Source organism: Exiguobacterium abrahamii (assembly GCF_015645365.1).
Lineage (GTDB): Bacteria > Bacillota > Bacilli > Exiguobacteriales > Exiguobacteriaceae > Exiguobacterium_A > Exiguobacterium_A abrahamii.
In genome coordinates this window covers 267,115-286,519 of record NZ_JADOYC010000002.1, presented here as the reverse complement: position 1 = coordinate 286,519, position 19,405 = coordinate 267,115, and the positions used below count along the sequence as shown (strand labels likewise).

The following is a 19,405-nucleotide window of genomic DNA, read 5'->3' as shown; positions in this document are numbered from 1 at the left end:
TTCGTTCTCCTTCTTATTGTACGAGTTTCGGTGAAATCTGTCCAAGTCTGCCGCTTAATTCAGTTTCTAAAAATGGTCGGGCATGCAACAAATCACGGAACGCGATGTAACGATCGATTTTCTCTTCCGTTGGTCGCTTGTTTTGTTTATAGGCGCGAATCAAGATGTTCTTCGGTGTGTGCTCGAGATCGATGAATTCGAGCAACTGTGCTTCGTATCCGACGAGCGTCAGTAACTCGGCACGAATCGAGTCTGTCGCCAGTGACGCGAATTTTTCTTTAATCAGTCCGTGCTGGAGCATGACATCGAGTGGCGAACAGTCCAGTTGACGGTTCAATTCCTTTTGACAGCACGGTACGCTCAGGATGACCGATGCATTCCAGTCAACAGCTCGCGCGAGTGCGACGTCGGTTGCGACATCACAAGCGTGAAGTGTCACCATCAGGTCGACTTCCGTCTCCCCTGTGTAATCATGAACGTCTCCGACACGGAATGTCAGATCGGTATAATCCAAATCACGCGCAATTTGTGTACATTCTTCGATGACTTCTTTCTTTAAATCAAGACCTGTCACTTCGAGGTCGAATCCTTTGACGACTTTTAGATAATGATAGAGAGCAAACGTCAAATACGACTTCCCGCAGCCAAAGTCCAAGATCCGGAGTTTTTTTCCTTTTGGCAAGGCAGCTATGCTATCCTCGACGAATTCAAGGAATCGATTGATTTGTTTAAACTTATCGTACTTCTGTTTTTTGACCTGACCCGCTTCCGTCATGACGCCGAGGCGAATCAGAAACGGAACCGGTACACCGTCTTCTAATAGATATGTTTTTTTGCGGTCATGCGACAAGAGAGCTTTCATCGGTTCCTTTTTGGATGTCTTGAGCGCGATTTTCATCTTTTTCGAGAGCTGGAACTGCCATTCCTCTTCTTCAAATCGGAATAAGAATTGGCGGAATTCCGTGAACCAGTCATCGAGTCGCCCGACGAAATCGTCAACTAAAATATTTTCATGCTTCATAACGCGTTCAAATTGAAACTCTATCTGCATCATCACCGTATCTCTTAATAGAATCGGTTTTACCTTGATTCGTCGGAGATCATTTGATTTTTGACGCGGATTACTTATCGTTGCATGGATCAGTATTCCTTGCGTGATTTGCGAGGCAAGACTCGCTTTTAATTCATGTAGTTCCACTAGTCGTCCCGTCCTTTTCTGATGTTCTTTCGAAACTGTAGCAAATTCGTACCTGTTCGACAAGTTTACACGCTTCATCATTCGCACATAATCAAAAGGAGGAATTCATCATGTTTAAAAAAATTCTCTCACAAATCGGAATCGGTGCCGCTACGGTCGACACACGGTTGACGGATGATCGCTGTGAACCAGGCGGTCAGATCCACGGTGTCGTCCATATCAAAGGCGGAAACGTCGATCAAGAAATTGACCGGATTTATCTTGAATTCAACACGCAGTACAAACAAGAAGTCAATGATAGCACGACGTTTACGACCTTCACTCTCGACCGGTTTGCTTTAAATGAAGCGAAGTTCACGATCGAAGCGGGTGTCGAGCGGGAAATTCCCTTTACACTACGCGTGCCACTGAATACGCCACTCTCGGTCAGCCAATCGAAATCGTGGATCGAAACGGGTCTCGACATCGCTCAAGCTGTTGATCCATCGGACCGTGATGCTGTCATCGTTGAAGCGAACCGTTATCAAGCGACGGTCTTAGACGCCATGGAATCACTTGGCTTCCGATTGAAAAAAGCCGATACGGAAAAATTACCTGGACGATTCCGGAAAGATTTACCGATTGCTCAGGAACTTGAATACTCAGCACGCAATACACACTACGCTCATAAACTGGATGAGATCGAAATCATCATGCTTCAAGACGGGTCTGGGATTGATTTAATCGTCCAAGTCGACCGTCGCGCGCACAGTCTCGGATCATTATTCAGTGAAATGGCTGGTGCGGATGAGTCGATGATCAAATTGCGTCTGTCTAATAGTGAACTGCAAGATCAGTCGTTCGTCGAACGCCAGCTGACAAGCATCGTGGAACGCTATAGCTGATTAATCGATTGAATTTACTTGAAAGTGATTCCTCTTCAGGGGGAGTCACTTTTTTATTGAATTTTATTTCAATTTGAAATCGTTTACAAATAAAACATTGTTTTAAAACAACCTCCTTGCTATACTGTCCGTATTGAAAAGAATTCCAGTCACGGTTTGACTAAAGGAGGACATACATCATGAAAAAAATCGGACAGTTCACGTTAACAGCCGGACTCGCAGCAGTACTTGTCTCAAGTAGTTTGCCTGTCATGGCAGAGGCAGGGTCTTCAGCCGATCGGATCAGTCAAAAAATCGACACGATGACACTCGAACAAAAAATCGGGCAAATGATCATGCCCGACTTCCGGCAGTGGAATGGCAGCAATCATACGTCGCTTGCCCCAGAAGTCGCGAACATCATCGACCGCTATGATTTAGGTGGCGTCATCTTGTTTGCTGAGAACGTCAGCGAAACCGAACAGACGACGAAACTCGTTCATGATATGCAAGAAGTCGTCAAACAAGACGACAGCAACGATATTCCGCTTTTCGTCACGATCGACCAAGAAGGCGGAATCGTCACTCGGCTCGGGACAGGAACGAACTTACCTGGCAATATGGCGTTAGGTGCAACCCGTAGTAGTGCATATGCGAATGATGCCGGTCATATCATCGGTTCCGAGTTGCATGCACTCGGCATCAATGTCAACTTCGGTCCGGATCTTGATGTCAACAGCAACCCTGGAAATCCCGTCATCGGTGTCCGCTCGTTCTCGAGTGATCCGGCGCTCGTCGGCACGCTCGGTTCCGCTTTGATGAAGGGGATTCAGGATGAAGGCGTCGCAGCGACTGCCAAACACTTCCCGGGTCACGGCGATACGGCGACCGATTCCCACTATGGCTTGCCGGTCGTCGACCGGTCCCTGCAGGAACTAGAACAAGTCGAGCTCCTCCCGTTCAAGCGAGCTATTGCTGAAGACATCGATATGGTCATGACGGGACATATCGGAATGCCGCAAATCGAACCCGAAGTCGTCACGTCGAAAAACGGTACTTTCCCGTTACCTGCGACGTTATCGGATGACGTCATCACGGGCGTACTGCGCGAAAAGCTCGGCTACGATGGCATCGTCATCACGGACGCATTGAACATGCAGGCGATCGTCGACAACTTCACAGAATCAGAAGCAGTCTTAAAGACGTTTGACGCTGGAGTCGACATCGCGCTTATGCCGACGATTCTTCGTTCCAAGCAAGATGTCGAAAAGCTCGACCAGATTTTTAAAGACGTGATCGCAGCGGTTAAAGACGGTCGTCTTTCAGAGAAACGAATTGATCAATCGGTCGAGCGAATCCTGACCCTGAAGGCAGAACGCGGAATATGGAACGGTACGACTGATTCGACATCACTAGCTGAAAAAATCGCGCAAGCGAACCAAATCGTCGGCAGTCCCGAGCATAAAGCAAAAGAACGCGCGATGACGGAAGCCGCAGTCACACTCGTGAAAAATAATCAGCGGACGTTACCATTCAAGCCGAAAAAGAATGCCAACGTCCTTGTGATCGCTCCTGCGGCGGATCAGACGGACAGCATGAAAAAGACGATCGCTTCCCTACCTAAGAATCGGAACTGGCACGTGACGACAGCGAATTACTCGGCTACTACGCTACCGCTCGACCAAAACCCGATATTACGGGCGCAACTCGATGCAGCAGATTACATCATCGTCGGTTCCAACGTCAACACGAGTGCTAAACTACTACCTAACGCACCAGAACAAGCGATTCCGGCTTCGATCTTCCGCTATGCGAAACAAACGGAGACACCATCCGTCCTGCTCAGTCTCCGTAACCCATACGATGTTGCTGTTCAACCGGACGCACCGGCACATGTCCTCGTCTATGGCTTCAAAGGTGATCCGAACGGTCCAGACTCCGAAGCAGGCAATCTAAAATCAGCGGGACCGAACCTGCCTGCAGGTATCCGCGCGATCTTCGGAACGTTCAAACCGCAAGGCACTTCACCGGTTGATGTGCCGGTCTTTCAGAACGGTGTCTTTACCGACAAACTGCATCTCGAATTCGGTGACGGCTTTAAAAACTGGAAAAAATGAGGACATGATACACAAAAGACCGAAGCTCCTTAAAGGATGCCTCGGTCTTTTAATGATGGATATGCAGATTCGGCTTCTGCTTTCGCACGCTCGTAGACACGATGAAGTGAATAAGTCAACGAAGCGTAGAGGACGACGACCAGGACAGTCGCGATGGAACTCCCCGTTGTAAAACCGAACTGAAGCAACCCCTGAAAATTCTGAATCGTAGCATATGTTCCGTACACCGCCATCAGGATGGGAATGATGTACCCAACAAATCTCACTTTTACTTTTCCAAGCACCTGCTGCACGACATATGCCGCGAGGATCACGAGTGCGATGACGACGATTTCCATTCCAATCCCTACTTTCACTAGATGGTATTCCTAATTCTACCACTTAGTGATTCAAGAAGATACCGCTCGTGCCGGAATCGTTTCGTAAACCGACGTAAACGTCTCTTCCGTCCATCCCATATGCCAAAACAGCAACTCATAATAACAGCTCGTCACGAAATGACGTTTCATCCGCTCGCGTTCCGTCGGGCTTGCTTGCTCCGCCAGCGCATCAAGCCGTGCAATCTGTTCAAAGACGACCTTTTCAAACCATTCCGAGCTGTACGTGTCGATCCATTGCTGATAGATTTTTTCTTCCGGTGTACACGTCAGTAATTGTTGCCCGACTTCATAATACAACCAGTAACATGGCAAGATGGCAGCAATCGTCTCTCCAAGCGTTCCTTCACTCGCATGATGCATGTGCGAGACGTACGCATATGCTGTCGGTGCCGGTTCAAATGCTTCAAGGTCTGCTGCCGTAATACCGAGCGGCTCAAAAAATGATTGATGTAAGCTCAGCTCTGCCTCGTAAGTCGAAGTCGCATGTTCGGCAAGTGTCGCGATCGTCGCAAAGTCGTCTGCTTTTGACGCTGCCTTTGCTTGAATCTTCGCAAAGTGTTTTAAGTAATAGGCATCCTGCATGACGTAATGCCGAAATTTCGAGAGTGGTAACGTCCCCTCTCCGATTCCTTGAACGAATGGGTGCGTAAAACTACTGTCCCAATACGCTTGTGCCGCTTGTTTGATTTCTTGTGTGAATGTCATGATCTCATCCTCCTCGTTTAGTTATGAAACGAAAAAACACCACCCCGAAACACACGGGCATGGCGCAAGAAGAACAAGACTTGACGCCACTTCCCTCCGTAAGTACGAACTTAATCAGGTTCAAAGGGTCCGAACGTCTTCGTTCGTCTCAGTCGGTCTACCGACTCCCCTAGTGGTCATTATTCGATTCAAATTCACTATAGCATGCTGAAAATGGAAGTCAAGTTGTCCTCTTTTCGCTATACTATGGAGTGTCAGAAGACGGATGCCGTCTCCATCTACAGACCGATTCCGAACTTCTTTCGTTCTCGTACACTAACTTTAGTACCTGATACTATAATTCATTCTGTTACTTACAAATTGGAGGATTTCATTATGCATACACCAACAAAAATCATAGCGTCAGCCGTTATCGCTTCTGCTCTATTACTCCCGACAGCCGCATCTGCCGAACAAGTCGTCGATAAGACGATCGTCACACTCGGGGAGTCGCTCGGCGCAAAGGATAAAGCTTGGGTGCTTTCCCGTCTCAATGCACCGGAAGGCATCACTCCGATCATCGCCACTTCTGCTGACGAAGAAAAATATCTCGGGAAAAACATTCCACAGTCGCAAAAAGGTGGCAATATGTATTCGTCGGCTAAGATTGAACTGACGGAAAAAGGTGATGGACTTTCCGTCTCGACGGAGAACATCACATGGGTGACAAAGGATATGTATCTCAACGCTCTCGTCACAGCGGGTGTCAAAGATGCCGATATCACGATCACTTCTCCCTACAAGGTGACCGGGACATCGGCACTGACAGGAATCATGAAAGCGTACGATCAAACTTCCGCTGAGACGGGAATTAAGTTAAGTGACGAACGCAAGGATTTAGCACAGCAAGAATTATCGGTCACATCAGACGTCGGAAAAACGGTCGGCACGGATAAAGTCGCTGACTTAATGAATGAGATCAAGGCTGAGATCGCCAATCAAAAACCGGAAACCAAAGTCGAGATCGAAAACCTGATCGTCCAAGTCATTCAAAACAACAATATCCAGTTGTCTGACGCACAAATGGACCGGTTGACGAATCTATTCAATCAAATGGAGCAAGCGAACATCAACTGGGGACAAATCGAGAGTGGTTTGAAAAATGCGGGGCAAGACATCCATGCCTTCGCAACATCAGAAGAAACGAAAGGGTTTTTCGCTAAATTATTCGATGGACTCAGTGACTTCTTCAGTTCAATCGCTGGTGTGTTCAAATAATTCAGACTTCCGTAACTGACAAAAAAATAGTAAACTAGAGATATCTGAAACGAAAGGTGGTGTGAAAAGATGGACTTTGCCGCGTGCAAACACTGGTTGATGGAACAATTGTATCTGTTGCGCGCGATTTTTCATGGAATGGCGTTCTAAGGCACCCGTCTGCCCTTTTTTAGAACTTCATGATTGAAAAATACAGCAAAGCGCATCTTTCACACGTGATGGAGAGTGCTATTTGCGCTCTCCTTTTTTTGATGCGCGCGAAAGGATCAATTGATTATGATGATTTGCGACATTCAACACCTAACCAAACAATTCGGAGGCGAGACGATCTTAACGGATGTTTCCCTCTTCTTAAACGAACACGACCGTGTCGGTCTAATTGGACGAAACGGGAGCGGTAAGACGACATTACTCCGCTTGCTTGCTCGTCTTGAGCAACCGGACGGTGGTGTCATCTATCAAAAGAGCGGTTTGACGATCGGCTATTTGGAACAACTTCCTGTATATAGTGAGACGATGACCGGACTCGACGTCCTTTGGACAGCGTTTGAAGACATCCTCGCGATCCGTTCTCGGATGCAACAGTTGGAGCAAATGATGGCGACAGCACCAGAGAATCTTGATGCGTTACTCGCACGATATGCGGAAGCGACGAATGCGTTCGAACAAAAGGATGGCTATCTACTCGACTCGAAAATCGAGCGCATGGTGAACGGGTTACACCTTCGTCCGTTACTCACTCGTCCTTTCCACCAGTTGAGCGGTGGTGAACAGACGAAGATTTGTCTCGGTCGCATGTTACTCATGGAGCCAAATTTGCTCATTCTTGACGAACCGACGAACCATCTTGATTTAGCTGCCGTGGAATGGCTGGAGCAGTTCTTACGGGACTACACAGGAACCATCCTGCTCGTCTCTCACGACCGGGTCTTCTTGGACGCCGTCGTCACCTCGATCGTTGAACTCGAGGACGGTGAACTGACGACCTATATAGGGAATTACAGCGCGTTCGTCGTCGAACGAGAACGTCGCTTGATGGAACAGTTCCACGCCTACCAAGAGCAACAGAAAAAAATAAAGAAAATGAAGGAAGCGATTCGTCGACTCCGGCAATGGGCAAACGAAGCGTCTCCACCGAGTGAGAAATTATTCCGTAAAGCAAAATCAATGGAACGAGCACTGGAGCGGATCGAACGGATTAAACGACCACAACTCGAAGCCAAAACCGCTGATGTCTCCTTCTCTTCCACTGATCACACGAGCCAAGTCGTCTTTCGCGCTGAAGAACTCTCGTTTGCTTACGGAACCCGCCACATTTTTGATGACGTCTCGTTCGAGATCATGGCACAGGATCGGATCGCGATCGTCGGAACGAATGGAAGCGGGAAATCGACGTTGCTCTCACTGCTGCTTGACGAATTATCACCAGAGGCAGGCACACTCACGCGTGGACCATCGAATCGGATCGGTTACCTGTCCCAGCATGCCCATTTCGAAGAGGACGCGCGGTTAATCGACTGGTTTAGAGACCGAATTGCCGTTCCAGAAGCAGAGGCCCGCCATATCCTAGCCCGGTTCCTGTTCTTTGGACCAACTGTCTTTCGGTCCATTTTGTCACTGAGCGGAGGCGAACGTGTGCGATTGCAACTCGCCGTCCTCGTTCATTCGTCGATCAATGTATTAATTTTCGACGAGCCGACGAATCATCTCGATATTGAATCAAGAGAGACACTCGAAGAAGCACTCGAGAACTTTTCTGGTACATTGATTGCCGTCTCACACGACCGCTATTTCTTGAATCGTCTTTTTCCGCAGATCTTGTGGCTCGAAAATGGTTTGACGCGTTATCATGGTACGTATACGTATGCACAACAGAAGCGTACTGAGTTCGCTATATCTTCTTCACTTCACGTAACCCCCAAAAAACCAAAACGCTTGTCACAACACGAGTTGGAAGTGCAGATCGAGCGGCTTGAACAGAAATTAGCAAAACGTGAAAAATCGACTGATACCGTTTCTAAAAGTATCCAACAGCAACTCGATGACCTATACGAACAGCTGCTACAATATGGATGATTCAGCTTTCCTTGACTGTCACTCTCGATACCGAGAGTGACAGTTTTTTCGTTCACCTACAAGGCTTTTAACTCCTAACATTTAGCTAACTTTATTAAGTTTTAAAATTTTATTTTATTTTGTTGTTGCTTATTGTCTGAAAATTCGTATAATTTAGCGTATAGCTTTTATTATTCTTTGGGAGGAATACACCATCATGAACGCCATTCAGCAAGTCATTCAAGGAAGTGTCGATTACGCCAACAATATTTTATGGTCGTATGTATTAATCGCCGTATTGATCGGCGGCGGGATCTACTTCACGATCCGAACTGGCTTCATCCAATTCACTTACTTAAAAGAGATGTTCCGCGTCACGCTCGATAAAAGTGAACAAACAACAGACGATAAAGGAGAAAGCATCACTTCTCTCCAGTCATTCTTCATCGGTGCTGCGACACGGATCGGTACAGGTAACCTTGCCGGTGTCACGATTGCTGTCACACTCGGCGGACCGGGTGCCGTATTTTGGATGTGGATGGTCGCTCTTCTCGGTGGTGCGACAGCGCTCATCGAAAGTACACTGGCTCAAGTTTATAAAGTGCGCGATACGAAATCGAACGCGTACCGTGGTGGTCCTGCCTACTACATCGAAAAGGGCTTAAAGAACCGGGCTCTCGGAATCGTTTTTGCAATCTTGATTGCTGTTACATTCGGTCTCATTTTCAACTCCGTTCAATCGAACACGATTGCCGCTGCCTTTGACAATGCGTTCGGTATTAACACAGCTATCGTCGGTGCTGCACTCGTCGTCTTGACGGGACTCGTCATCTTTGGTGGTGTACATCGCGTTGCGAAATTCTCTGCAATCGTCGTTCCTATCATGGCAGGTCTCTACTTGATCGCTGCTCTTTATGTCGTCGTCACGAATCTGACGGAACTTCCTGGTGTATTCGCAATGATCTTTAAAAGCGCCTTCGGAATCGAGCAAGCAGTCGGTGGCTCGGTCGGTGCTGCAATCTCACTCGGTGTCAAACGCGGATTGTTCTCAAACGAAGCCGGGATGGGTTCTGCTCCGAACGCTGCTGCTGCTGCTGAAGTTTCACACCCAGCAAAACAAGGTTTCTTACAAACACTCGGTGTATTCCTTGATACGTTGATCGTCTGTACAGCGACAGCAACGATCATTCTCCTCAGTGATAGTTATGCTGCTGGAAATGGCGAAGGAATCGGCATGTTGCAAAACGCGCTCTCCGAAGAATTTGGTGCAATTGCTCCACCATTCATCGCACTCAGCGTCTTCTTGTTTGCTTTTAGTTCAATCGTTGGTAGTTACTACTATGGTGAGACAAACATCGAGTTCATCAAACAAAGTCCTGCAGCCGTCTTCGGTTTCCGGATTGCGACAATGGGCTTCGTCTTCATCGGATCTGTTCTCAGCCTAGGTATGGTATGGAGCTTTGCCGATCTCTTCATGGCAGGCATGACATTGATTAATATGACGGCGATCCTCCTCTTAAGCGGCATCGCCCTCAAAGTCATTAAAGATTATCAGGAACAACGGAAGCAGGGACTCGATCCTGTCTTCTCAGCAAAAGCACTCGGGATCGAAAATACAGAGTGTTGGGACGTTGAAGAAGAAGCACGTCCTGCTGCTGGTGAAGTGCCGCCATCACAATAATTTAACTCTGAATTCAAACTTCAGCACCGAGGAAGCCATGCGCTTACTCGGTGCTTTTATTTGTCAAAAAAATTTGGATTATGTTTTCATCGGACAGGGAAAAAGTCAACAGATTGTCCTGAAGGAGGAATTCATCTTGTCTCAAGCCATGTTGATCATCAATCCGTCTTCTGGTAAAGAACTCGGAAAAAAACACGCGACGCTCGCTGAAGAGACGCTTGCTATTCGCTTTGAAACCATCGACGTTCGGTTCACGGAAAAAGAACACGATGCGACAGAATTTGCACGTCATGCTGCCCAGTCTAATTATGACGCTGTCATCGCCATGGGAGGTGACGGAACGGTCAACGAAGTCATCACTGGGATCGCTGAGCAAACGCATCGCCCAACACTCGGAATCGTCCCACTCGGAACGGTCAATGACTTATCGCGCGCATTACACATCCCGACAGATCCCGAAGAGGCGATTCAGATTCTAGCTGACGCCCCTGCCCGACCGCTCGATATCGGTAAATATGATGACCATTACTTCATGAACGTCATCGCTGTTGGTCTGATTGCAGAAGCCGTCGAGGAGGTCAGTGTCGAACAAAAAACGTCACTTGGATCGGTCGCTTATTTCATTGAAGGTCTAAAAGCCTTCAAGGATCATAGCCCCTATCCGATTGAAATTGATTCTGCTGAGAAACAATTTGATGGAGAAGCGCACTTGTTGATCATCGCCTTGACGAATTCCGTTGGTGGGTTCGAATCCTTTGCAGAAGACGCAAAAGTCGATGATGGACTGCTGCATGGGTTTATCATTACGAAGCTTGGATTCTTTGATGCGCTCCAAGCATTACCTAAACTCATCACGGGTGGATTATCAAAAGCCGATCAAATCGAACACTTCACGACGACACGTGTCGAAATTCGCTCGAAAGAAGAATTGCCGATTAATGCCGATGGGGATACAGCAGGTCATGTTCCCGTTACCGTCGAGGTGCTCCCGCAACATTTAACTGTGTTTTCACCATCTTCTAATGAATAATAGTATAGGTTCATCGAAAAAAGAACTGACTCTTCGTCAGTTCTTTTTTACTTATTAATCCATTACAATATATGTTAACAAAGCGTAATTTTGAAACATATTTGAAATATTTTCGTGTTATTGACGATGATATAATCATCTCAGGCGAAAAATCATTCTTTAAAATAAATAATTATACATAAAATCTTACAATTTTGTAATGATCCGTTCTGTCGCTTCAGATTTTTAAGGAGGAAATACACTCAATGAAACGTTTACTTACAACAATGACAATGACAGCTTTGGTAGTTTCAGGTTTTGCAACAACGAGTGCTTCGAAAGTTGAAGCTGCAACGACATATAAGGTAAAGGTCACAGCAGACGGGCTTCGTGTCCGTACAGGTCCATCAACAGCTTATAAAATCGTCGGTAGCGTCAATACAGGACAGACATTCAATTATCTCGGTGTTTCCGGTTCATGGACGAAAATTTCTTACGGTGGCGCATCACGCTATGTTTCTTCTACATATGTTAAAAAGTACAGTACGACGACTTCGTCAAAAGCAACGACTGGTTTCTCACGTCCAGCAAGTGGTCCAATCACGCAAGGATATGGTGCTGCAAGTGGCGTTTACGGTTATACGTTCCATAACGGCATCGATATCGGTGCTCCAACAGGCACACCTGTCTATGCATCGGCTGCCGGTAAAGTCATCACATCCCGTTATTACGGCGCATACGGAAATCATGTCATGATGACACATACCGTCAACGGCATCCAATATACGACGGTATATGCACACTTAAACAGTCGCTCTGTCTCAGTCGGACAAACGATTGCTAAAGGATCGAAAATCGGTACGATTGGTGCAACAGGTAACGCATTCGGTGCGCACCTCCACTTCGAAATGCATCGCGGTCCTTACGTCTACAGCGGAACGTCTGCTGCAAACAGTGTCAATCCGCTCAATTACTTCAACTAAGCTTGATTCACCGGACTTCTCCCCATGAGAAGTCCGGTTTTGTGTTTCAGATGAAATCTCCTGACGGGAGTGGTACGGTATGATTATGAGTCTAATCCACAACGGAGGCGAAACACATGAAACGAACGATCCCCTTTCTTTTATCAGCGACGTTTGGTGCAACGTTACTTGCCGGATGTCAAGATCAGCCGACACCTGAAGAACGTCTTGATGCCTACATCAAACTTTGGGAAAAACAAGATTACGATAAAATGTATACGTACGCGAGTACGGCTACTAAAAAGGAATACGGAAAAAAAGAATTCATCGAGCGGACAAAACAGTTGTCGAAAACACTTGATATCAAAAAGTTATCCGTCGAGCGAAAAAAAGCAGAGGAAGCAACAGATGACAAAAAAGCGTCCCTTCCCGTACAAATCTCCTTTGATACGGTTGCAGGAGCCGTTGCTTATGATAAACAAGTCCCGTTAACATTCGAAAAACAAGGAGAAACAGAAAACTGGTTCATTGACTGGGACTCTTCGTTTGTTCTAAAAGACTTTAAGAAAGAAGACAAGGTTCAGTTACAAACCGTAGAAGGCAAACGTGGCGATTTACTCGACGCGAACGATAAACCGCTCGCGACCTCCGGTAAAGGATATGCTGTCGGCGCAACTGCAGGACAACTTAAAGATGTCGCACAAGTTGCCGAGTTGCTCGACCACCCTACCTCATCGATCGAAGATTCCTTAAAAGCAAGTTGGGTCAAGGACGGACAATTCGTTCCGCTCAAAACACTGACCGACGAAGCAACGGTTGCGAAATTGCGTGACATTGCAGGTATCAGCGTCAAAGAGACGGAAGTCCGAACATATCCACTCGGGAAGGCCGCTTCACACTTGATCGGTTATATCGGTTCGGCGACAGCAGACGAGATTAAAGAATCAAAAAATAAAATCCAGGCTGGCGAACAGATCGGGAAACGAGGTCTCGAACAAGTCCTCGATGATCGCTTACGCGGAAAAGCCGGAGCTTCGATCATTCTACAAAAGAAAGACGGATCAAGCGTCACTGTCGCTGAAACGAAACCGACAGACGGTGAAGACATTCCGTTGACGATTGATGCTACGCTTCAGAAAAAGACGTATGACACGATGAAAGAAGATCCAGGAACGGCATCAGCAATCGATCCGCGGACTGGTGAGACGCGTGTCTTACTCAGCTCCCCAGGATTTGATCCTTCTGAATTCATGTCGGGCATCTCGCAAGCACGACTCGATGAACTGACGCAGGATCCGGATCAACCATTGTTGAATCGATTCACGAGTGCCTTCGCACCCGGTTCGACCCAAAAACCCCTGACGGCCGCGGTTGGCTTAAAGAGTGGAACACTTGACCCGGAAAAAGCCTATACGATCAATGGACTGAAAAATAAGATCGATGGTTTTAACGTCACGCGGATTCATGAGACGCCAGCACCCGTTAATCTGCACAATGCGCTCGTGTATTCAGATAACATCTATTTTGCCCGCTCCACACTCGAACAGGTCGGAACGAAGGCGTTCACGTCTGGTCTTGAAGCACTTGGCTACGGAGAGGAGCTACCGTTTACGTATCCGTTACGCGCTTCTCAAATCTCAAACGACGGAACGATTGCTTCTGATGGACAGCTAATGGATACGTCTTATGGACAAGGACAGATGCTGACGAACATTCTCCATCTAGCGTCGATGTATGAAATTTTCTTGACTGATGGAACGATTTATCGTCCGACTCTTTTACAAGAGGAAAAAACGAAGCAGGTCTTCAAAAAGGATCTGCTGGATGCGAAAGACGCGAAGATGATTCGCGATGATCTTTATGACGTCGTTCATAACGGCTATACGCTCCCTGCTGACATCAAGGAAGTCGATGTTGCCGGTAAGACCGGAACGGCTGAATTGAAAAAAGCAGGTGAAACCGATGGAAAAGAGAATGGCTTCTTTGTCGGTTACGACAACGACAAAAAAGATCTTCTTGTTGCCATCATGATCGAATCGGTCGAAAAAGAAGATCGCGGCAGTCCGTATGTATCGGGACTCGTCGCCGAAGTACTCAAACAAAATCGATGATTGGAGTGATTGTTTGATGATCCGCACGAGCCGTACTTCAGACCTCTCTGCCCTGCTTTCCTTGACGGCAGAGACGTTCGAGCATCATAAGCGGTTATCACCACATTTTCATCCGGATGTTTTGACGCCTTACACACTGGAGTCCTTAGGACAAATGCTCGATTCAGAACAACACCTCTGTCTGACGTCGCTCGACGGAGACGACATCACCGGTTACTTGTTTGGTAAGTGGACGGCACCAGCACCTGATCGGTTCAAGCCCGTTCGGATCCTGAACGTCACCGACGTTGGTGTCAATGCTTCCCATCGTTCATCCGGAATTGGTCGTCAGTTGATGCAGGCGGCAGAAGAACTCGCGCTCGAGCGAGGTGTGGCTGCAGTTCGATTGAACGTCTGGGCGGTCAACGACCGTGCCGCAACGTTTTATGAGGAACTTGGATTCGAACCGCTGTATACCAACTTGCAGAAGTCGCTCGTTCAACAGTGACAGCTATACGAATAAGGGACTGACTCAAAAGTCAATCTCCATAAAATAAGAGTGGCAGAATGATGATCTGCCACCCTTTTCTCGTAAAAAATGACGCGTTTCACGCCACTCCTACAGGAAAAAGCGCATTTATGCGCTGCAGAGACAAACAAGACCCGCTTTCCAGCCTGAATAAGGCAGGAAAACGGGCTTGTGTCTCGCCTGAGGAAAGGGCGTGAAAAGACGCGCCATTCTTTTTTGAGTCAAATCCTTTTCATTAATGCGACGGCGTCGCCGCAAGACGTGCTGCCATCAACTGTTGAATCGTTTCTCGATCTTTTTGATGGAGTAAGTCGACGATTTTACTGCCGACGATGACACCCGAGACTGGTCGGCTCAATTGTTTGACGTGTTCCGGTGTACTGATCCCGAACCCAGCAAGGACCGGTACTGGACTGTTTGCTGCGACGTTCGCTAAGTGGTCTTCGAGCGCCGTATCAAACGTCGTCTGTCCACCTGTCGTGCCATTGACCGTGACCGCATAGAGGAATCCTTCACTTTTATCGGCAATCTTTTGAATCCGCTCCATCGGACTCGTCAAGGAGACGAGCTGGACGAGCGCGATGTTTGATTTGTCTTCTTGTTCAAAGAACTGTTCGCTCTGCTCAAGTGGCAAATCAGGAATGATCAGTCCGTCGACCCCGACTTCACGACATGTCGCTAGAAACGCCGTTAATCCGTAGCGGAAAATCGGATTCAAGTACGTCATCAAGACGACCGGAACATCGACGGTCTGACGAGCAACGCGAACTGCCTCGAGGACATCCTTCAGTCCAACGTTCGCTTCTAGTGCCCGGAGTCCCGCTTCTTGAATGACCGGACCATCAGCGACAGGATCCGAAAACGGAACACCAACTTCAATCGCTGTCGCTCCGGATTCAGCGAGAAACGACAGGATTTCCGGGAGTTGATCGATTCCTCCATCTCCCCCCATGACGTACGGAATGAAGGCTTTCTCCCCTTTGCTCGTAACGGTACGAATGGCTGTTTCTAATCGCATCACGCTTCCCCCTTTAGTGCGTTTCTGACAGTGACAACGTCTTTGTCGCCCCGTCCTGATAAACAGATGACGAGAATCTCTTCTTTGTCCATCTCTGCAGCGAGTTGAGTCGCGTAGGCAATCGCGTGTGCCGACTCAAGTGCCGGGATGATTCCCTCCTTGCGACTCAACAGCTGAAGTGCTTCGAGTGCTTGTTCATCGGTCACCGCTTCATATTGGACGCGACCGATATCTTTTAGCAAGCTATGCTCCGGTCCGACACCCGGGTAATCGAGTCCAGCTGAGATCGAGTGCGCTTCTTGTACTTGACCATGCGCATCCTGTAAGAGATACATCATCGAGCCGTGCAAGACACCGACCTCTCCTTTTGTCATCGTCGCTGCGTGTTTCTCTGTGTCGATTCCGCTGCCCGCCGCTTCAATGCCATACAATTTTACATCTGTATCATCGATGAACGGGTGGAACATCCCGATCGCGTTACTGCCACCGCCAACACAAGCGACGATCGCCTCTGGCAGACGCCCCTCTTTTTCGATGATTTGGCGTCGTGTCTCTTTTCCGATGACCGCTTGGAAATCACGGACGAGTTGCGGGAATGGGTGTGGTCCGAGAACAGAACCCATCAAGTAATGCGTGTCTTCGACATGTTTGACCCAGTAACGGAGTGCTTCATTGACGGCATCTTTGAGTGTCCGACTGCCTTGTGTGACCGGGATGACGGTTGCTCCAAGTAACTCCATCCGGAAGACGTTCAATTCTTGACGACGCACGTCCTCTTCTCCCATGAAGATGACACACTCGAGGTCGAGCAAGGCACAAACCGTCGCTGTCGCGACACCGTGTTGTCCTGCCCCTGTCTCAGCAACGATTTTCCGTTTCCCCATCCGTTCAGCCAGTAATGCTTGACCGATCGTATTGTTGATTTTATGGGCACCAGTATGGTTCAAGTCTTCTCGTTTCAAATAGATTTTTGCGCCACCGATCGTTTGCGTCAAATGTTCGGCAAAATATAGTGGTGTTTCACGTCCGACGTATTCTTTCAACAATTCATCCATCCGCGCTTGAAACGCTGGATCTTCTTTTACCGTTGCGTATGCTTCTTCGAGTTCGATTACCGCGTGCATCAATGTTTCCGGGATGTAGCGTCCTCCGTATTTACCGTATTGTCCGAGTGTGTCCGGTTGTGCGTAGCTCATGCTTCTCTCTCCTTTATGGCATCTGCGAATGCCTGCATTTTGATGGAATCTTTCCGTCCGTCCGTTTCGATGCCACTTGAGACATCAACGGCGAACGGGTGATATCGTTTGATTGCTTCTCCGACGTTTCCTGCTGTCAAGCCACCGGCAATGAACAGTGGACGATCGGCTTGAATCTCTTGTGACCAGTCGAATGTCTCGCCACTTCCAGCAACCGGTGCGTCGACGAGCAGGTAGTCCGTCTGTTGTTCTACTTCTGCGATGTCCGTCACCGGAATCGCTTGAATGATCGGAACCGGTAGCTTGCCGTCCGGGATCGTCCCATGAATTTGGACGAGATCCAGTTCTACCTGTTCGACCGCATCAATCACCTGTTGATAGGTCGGGGAGACGAAGACTCCGACGACCTGGACCGTACTTGGAATGTCGCGCCTAAGAAGCGCTGCCTCTTCTAGCGTGACCTGTCGTTTACTTTTAGCAAAGACGAAGCCGATGTAGTCCGCTAAGCGAACTGCCGCTTCGACATGTTCTCTTTCCCGGAGACCACAGAACTTAATCCGTGTCATACGCGAACGCCACTCACTTCTCGGATGAAGACTTGTGGATCGTCTGCCCGCATCAATGTCTCACCGACGAGAATCCCGTCTGCACCGGCAGCATGTAACAACTGTGCTTCCTCGACCGTCTTGATGCCACTCTCACTGATGTACCGGACGTCTGGTTGTTTCTGTTCGAGTAATCCGACCGATGTCTGTAAATCAACTTCGAATTTCTTCAAGTTCCGATTGTTGATGCCGATGATCTGCGCACCGATCGCCTCTGCCCGGCGTAATTCCTCTTCGTCATGGACTTCGACTAAGACCTCAAGCCCTTCCGCGTAAGCATACGCATACAAGTCAGCAAGCGTCTCCTGCTCGAGAGCGGCGACGATTAAGAGAATCAACCGTGCTCCATGTGCTTTTGCCCGGTCAATCTGAACCCGGTCGATCATGAAATCCTTACAGAGGACGGGGATGTCGACCGCTGCAGCGACTGCCGCTAAATCGTCCATCGATCCTTTGAAGTACGTCTCGTCCGTCAAGACAGAGATGACGGTCGCCCCACTCGCTTCATATTGTTTTGCCTGAGCGACGACGTCGACGTCGAGTGCGATGGCACCTTTTGATGGCGACGCTCGTTTGATTTCCGCGATGACGGATAACTCCGCTCCCGCTAGTCGTTGCTTAATCGACGGCTTCAATGCCTCTCGATCAATTCGTTCGACCCCGTTTAATTTTAATTGCAGGACTTCTGTCCGTTTCGTTTCGATGATGCGATCTAAGATATTCATCCGATTGCTTCCTCCCGTGTCATTTGTCGTAATTGGTTCAATCGTTCCATCGCCCGTCCTGAGTCGATGCTATCTGCTGCTAAAGCAATCCCTTCCTCAATCGTCTTCGCTCGATTTGCTGCAAAGAGGGCAATTCCGGCATTGAGTAGGACCGTGTCGCGATAAGCACCATGCTCACCACCAAGGACTTGCAGTAAAATCGCCGCATTTTCTTGTGCACTACCTCCACGGATCGCTTCAAGCGGTGCGGTCTTCAGTCCGACTTCCTCCGGATGAAGACTGAAGCGGATCAGCTCCCCTTCGTCGAGTAAGACGAGTTGGTTCGTTCCGGCAAGGGATGCTTCATCCATTCCATTCGCACCATGCAAGACGATTGCCCGCTTCCGCCCGAGTCGGTGCAATGTCAACGCCATCGTCTCGAGCATATCCTCCCGGTAAATTCCTAATAGTTGTGTCTTGAGTGGGACCGGATTCGTCAACGGGCCGATCAAGTTAAAGATCGTTGGAATCCGCAGATCGCGTCGGACCTTCATGATTTGCTTGACGCGTGGGTGCATCCGTTGCGCAAACAAGAAGGCGATTCCGTTCGACTCGAGCTGTTCTGCTAAACGTTCTGGTGTCGCATCAAGTGAAACCCCGAGTGCTTCGAGCACATCAGCGCTGCCTGTTTTACTCGAGACACTTCGATTTCCGTGCTTCGCGACTTTCATGCCGGCACCGGCTAGGACGAAGGCGGCTGTCGTACTGATGTTGAACGATTGTGAGCCGTCGCCTCCCGTGCCGCAGTTATCCATGAAATCGCCGGTGACCGGAATGTCGAGGGCGACCTCGCGCATGATTGAAGCGAGACCGGCTAGTTCTTCTGCAGTCTCCCCTTTTGCTTTCAATGCAACGAGAAAAGCGGCAATTTCGCTATCGGTCACGTCTTCTGCAAACAGTTCGCGTGCTGCCTGTTGCATCTCTTCATATCGTAAATGTTTTGCTTCTGCTAATTTCAATAACGTCTCTTTCATCG

General features: G+C 48.4%; 17 protein-coding genes and 1 riboswitch. Of the genes, 9 read left to right on the top strand and 8 right to left on the bottom strand.

The window, feature by feature from the left end:
* Positions 1-13 precede the first annotated feature (13 nt).
* Positions 14-1,198 (bottom strand): class I SAM-dependent methyltransferase, encoded by a 1,185-nt coding sequence (locus tag ITJ88_RS11140; protein ID WP_195865693.1) that lies wholly within the window; start codon positions 1,196-1,198, stop codon positions 14-16.
* Between the two features lie 110 nt (positions 1,199-1,308).
* Between ITJ88_RS11140 and ITJ88_RS11135 the strand changes: the two genes are divergently transcribed.
* Both ITJ88_RS11135 and ITJ88_RS11130 read left to right on the top strand, forming a co-directional pair.
* Positions 1,309-2,082 carry a sporulation protein gene (locus ITJ88_RS11135; protein ID WP_058705388.1) on the top strand — a complete coding sequence of 258 codons (774 nt, stop codon included), beginning with the start codon at positions 1,309-1,311 and terminating at the stop codon, positions 2,080-2,082.
* A gap of 179 nt (positions 2,083-2,261) precedes the next feature.
* Positions 2,262-4,178, top strand: a complete 1,917-nt coding sequence (locus ITJ88_RS11130) for a glycoside hydrolase family 3 protein (protein WP_195865692.1) — start codon at positions 2,262-2,264, stop codon at positions 4,176-4,178.
* A gap of 29 nt (positions 4,179-4,207) precedes the next feature.
* On the opposite strand, the gene ITJ88_RS11125 is transcribed toward ITJ88_RS11130, so the two are convergent.
* Both ITJ88_RS11125 and tenA read right to left on the bottom strand, forming a co-directional pair.
* Positions 4,208-4,516, bottom strand: coding sequence for a hypothetical protein (locus ITJ88_RS11125; RefSeq protein WP_195865691.1), 309 nt, complete (start codon positions 4,514-4,516; stop codon positions 4,208-4,210).
* Positions 4,517-4,567: 51 nt separating this feature from the next.
* Positions 4,568-5,263, bottom strand: coding sequence for a thiaminase II (gene tenA / locus ITJ88_RS11120; RefSeq protein ID WP_195865690.1), 696 nt, complete (start codon positions 5,261-5,263; stop codon positions 4,568-4,570).
* A 74-nt stretch (positions 5,264-5,337) separates the two neighbouring features.
* Positions 5,338-5,444, bottom strand: a riboswitch (TPP riboswitch).
* Positions 5,445-5,638: 194 nt separating this feature from the next.
* On the opposite strand from tenA, the gene ITJ88_RS11115 reads away from it, so the two are divergent.
* The 7 genes from ITJ88_RS11115 to ITJ88_RS11085 all read left to right on the top strand — a co-directional run bounded on the left by ITJ88_RS11115 (position 5,639) and on the right by ITJ88_RS11085 (position 14,825).
* Positions 5,639-6,520, top strand: a complete 882-nt coding sequence (locus tag ITJ88_RS11115; RefSeq protein WP_195865689.1) for a DUF1002 domain-containing protein — start codon at positions 5,639-5,641, stop codon at positions 6,518-6,520.
* 279 nt (positions 6,521-6,799) lie between these two features.
* A complete protein-coding gene (gene abc-f / locus ITJ88_RS11110) occupies positions 6,800-8,596 on the top strand; it encodes a ribosomal protection-like ABC-F family protein (RefSeq protein ID WP_230088815.1) in 1,797 nt (598 codons plus the stop codon).
* Between the two features lie 196 nt (positions 8,597-8,792).
* Positions 8,793-10,256, top strand: coding sequence for an alanine/glycine:cation symporter family protein (locus ITJ88_RS11105; protein WP_195865687.1), 1,464 nt, complete (start codon positions 8,793-8,795; stop codon positions 10,254-10,256).
* Between the two features lie 136 nt (positions 10,257-10,392).
* Entirely contained in the window at positions 10,393-11,286 is an 894-nt protein-coding gene (locus ITJ88_RS11100; RefSeq protein ID WP_195865686.1) for a diacylglycerol/lipid kinase family protein, read from the top strand.
* 245 nt (positions 11,287-11,531) lie between these two features.
* Complete coding sequence (locus ITJ88_RS11095) at positions 11,532-12,248, top strand: M23 family metallopeptidase (RefSeq protein WP_023467606.1); 717 nt, start codon at positions 11,532-11,534, stop codon at positions 12,246-12,248.
* 116 nt (positions 12,249-12,364) lie between these two features.
* Positions 12,365-14,338: a penicillin-binding transpeptidase domain-containing protein gene (locus tag ITJ88_RS11090; RefSeq protein WP_195865685.1), complete on the top strand. Its 1,974-nt coding sequence runs from the start codon at positions 12,365-12,367 to the stop codon at positions 14,336-14,338.
* A 16-nt stretch (positions 14,339-14,354) separates the two neighbouring features.
* Positions 14,355-14,825: a GNAT family N-acetyltransferase gene (locus tag ITJ88_RS11085; RefSeq protein ID WP_195865684.1), complete on the top strand. Its 471-nt coding sequence runs from the start codon at positions 14,355-14,357 to the stop codon at positions 14,823-14,825.
* A 256-nt stretch (positions 14,826-15,081) separates the two neighbouring features.
* On the opposite strand, the gene trpA is transcribed toward ITJ88_RS11085, so the two are convergent.
* From trpA to trpD, 5 genes are read right to left on the bottom strand one after another with little or no spacing between them, the layout of a single operon-like run.
* Complete coding sequence (gene trpA / locus ITJ88_RS11080) at positions 15,082-15,864, bottom strand: tryptophan synthase subunit alpha (RefSeq protein ID WP_195865683.1); 783 nt, start codon at positions 15,862-15,864, stop codon at positions 15,082-15,084.
* Positions 15,864-17,060, bottom strand: a complete 1,197-nt coding sequence (gene trpB, locus ITJ88_RS11075; protein ID WP_023467602.1) for a tryptophan synthase subunit beta — start codon at positions 17,058-17,060, stop codon at positions 15,864-15,866. The genes trpA and trpB overlap by 1 nt, the downstream gene beginning before the upstream one ends.
* Positions 17,057-17,626 carry a phosphoribosylanthranilate isomerase gene (locus ITJ88_RS11070; protein ID WP_195865682.1) on the bottom strand — a complete coding sequence of 190 codons (570 nt, stop codon included), beginning with the start codon at positions 17,624-17,626 and terminating at the stop codon, positions 17,057-17,059. The genes trpB and ITJ88_RS11070 overlap by 4 nt, the downstream gene beginning before the upstream one ends.
* The gene (gene trpC, locus ITJ88_RS11065; RefSeq protein WP_195865681.1) at positions 17,623-18,390 is read right to left on the bottom strand and encodes an indole-3-glycerol phosphate synthase TrpC; all 768 of its coding nucleotides are present in this window, start codon (positions 18,388-18,390) and stop codon (positions 17,623-17,625) included. Before trpC ends, ITJ88_RS11070 begins: the two co-directional genes overlap by 4 nt.
* The gene (gene trpD, locus ITJ88_RS11060; RefSeq protein WP_195865680.1) at positions 18,387-19,403 is read right to left on the bottom strand and encodes an anthranilate phosphoribosyltransferase; all 1,017 of its coding nucleotides are present in this window, start codon (positions 19,401-19,403) and stop codon (positions 18,387-18,389) included. The genes trpC and trpD overlap by 4 nt, the downstream gene beginning before the upstream one ends.
* Positions 19,404-19,405: the final 2 nt, after the last annotated feature.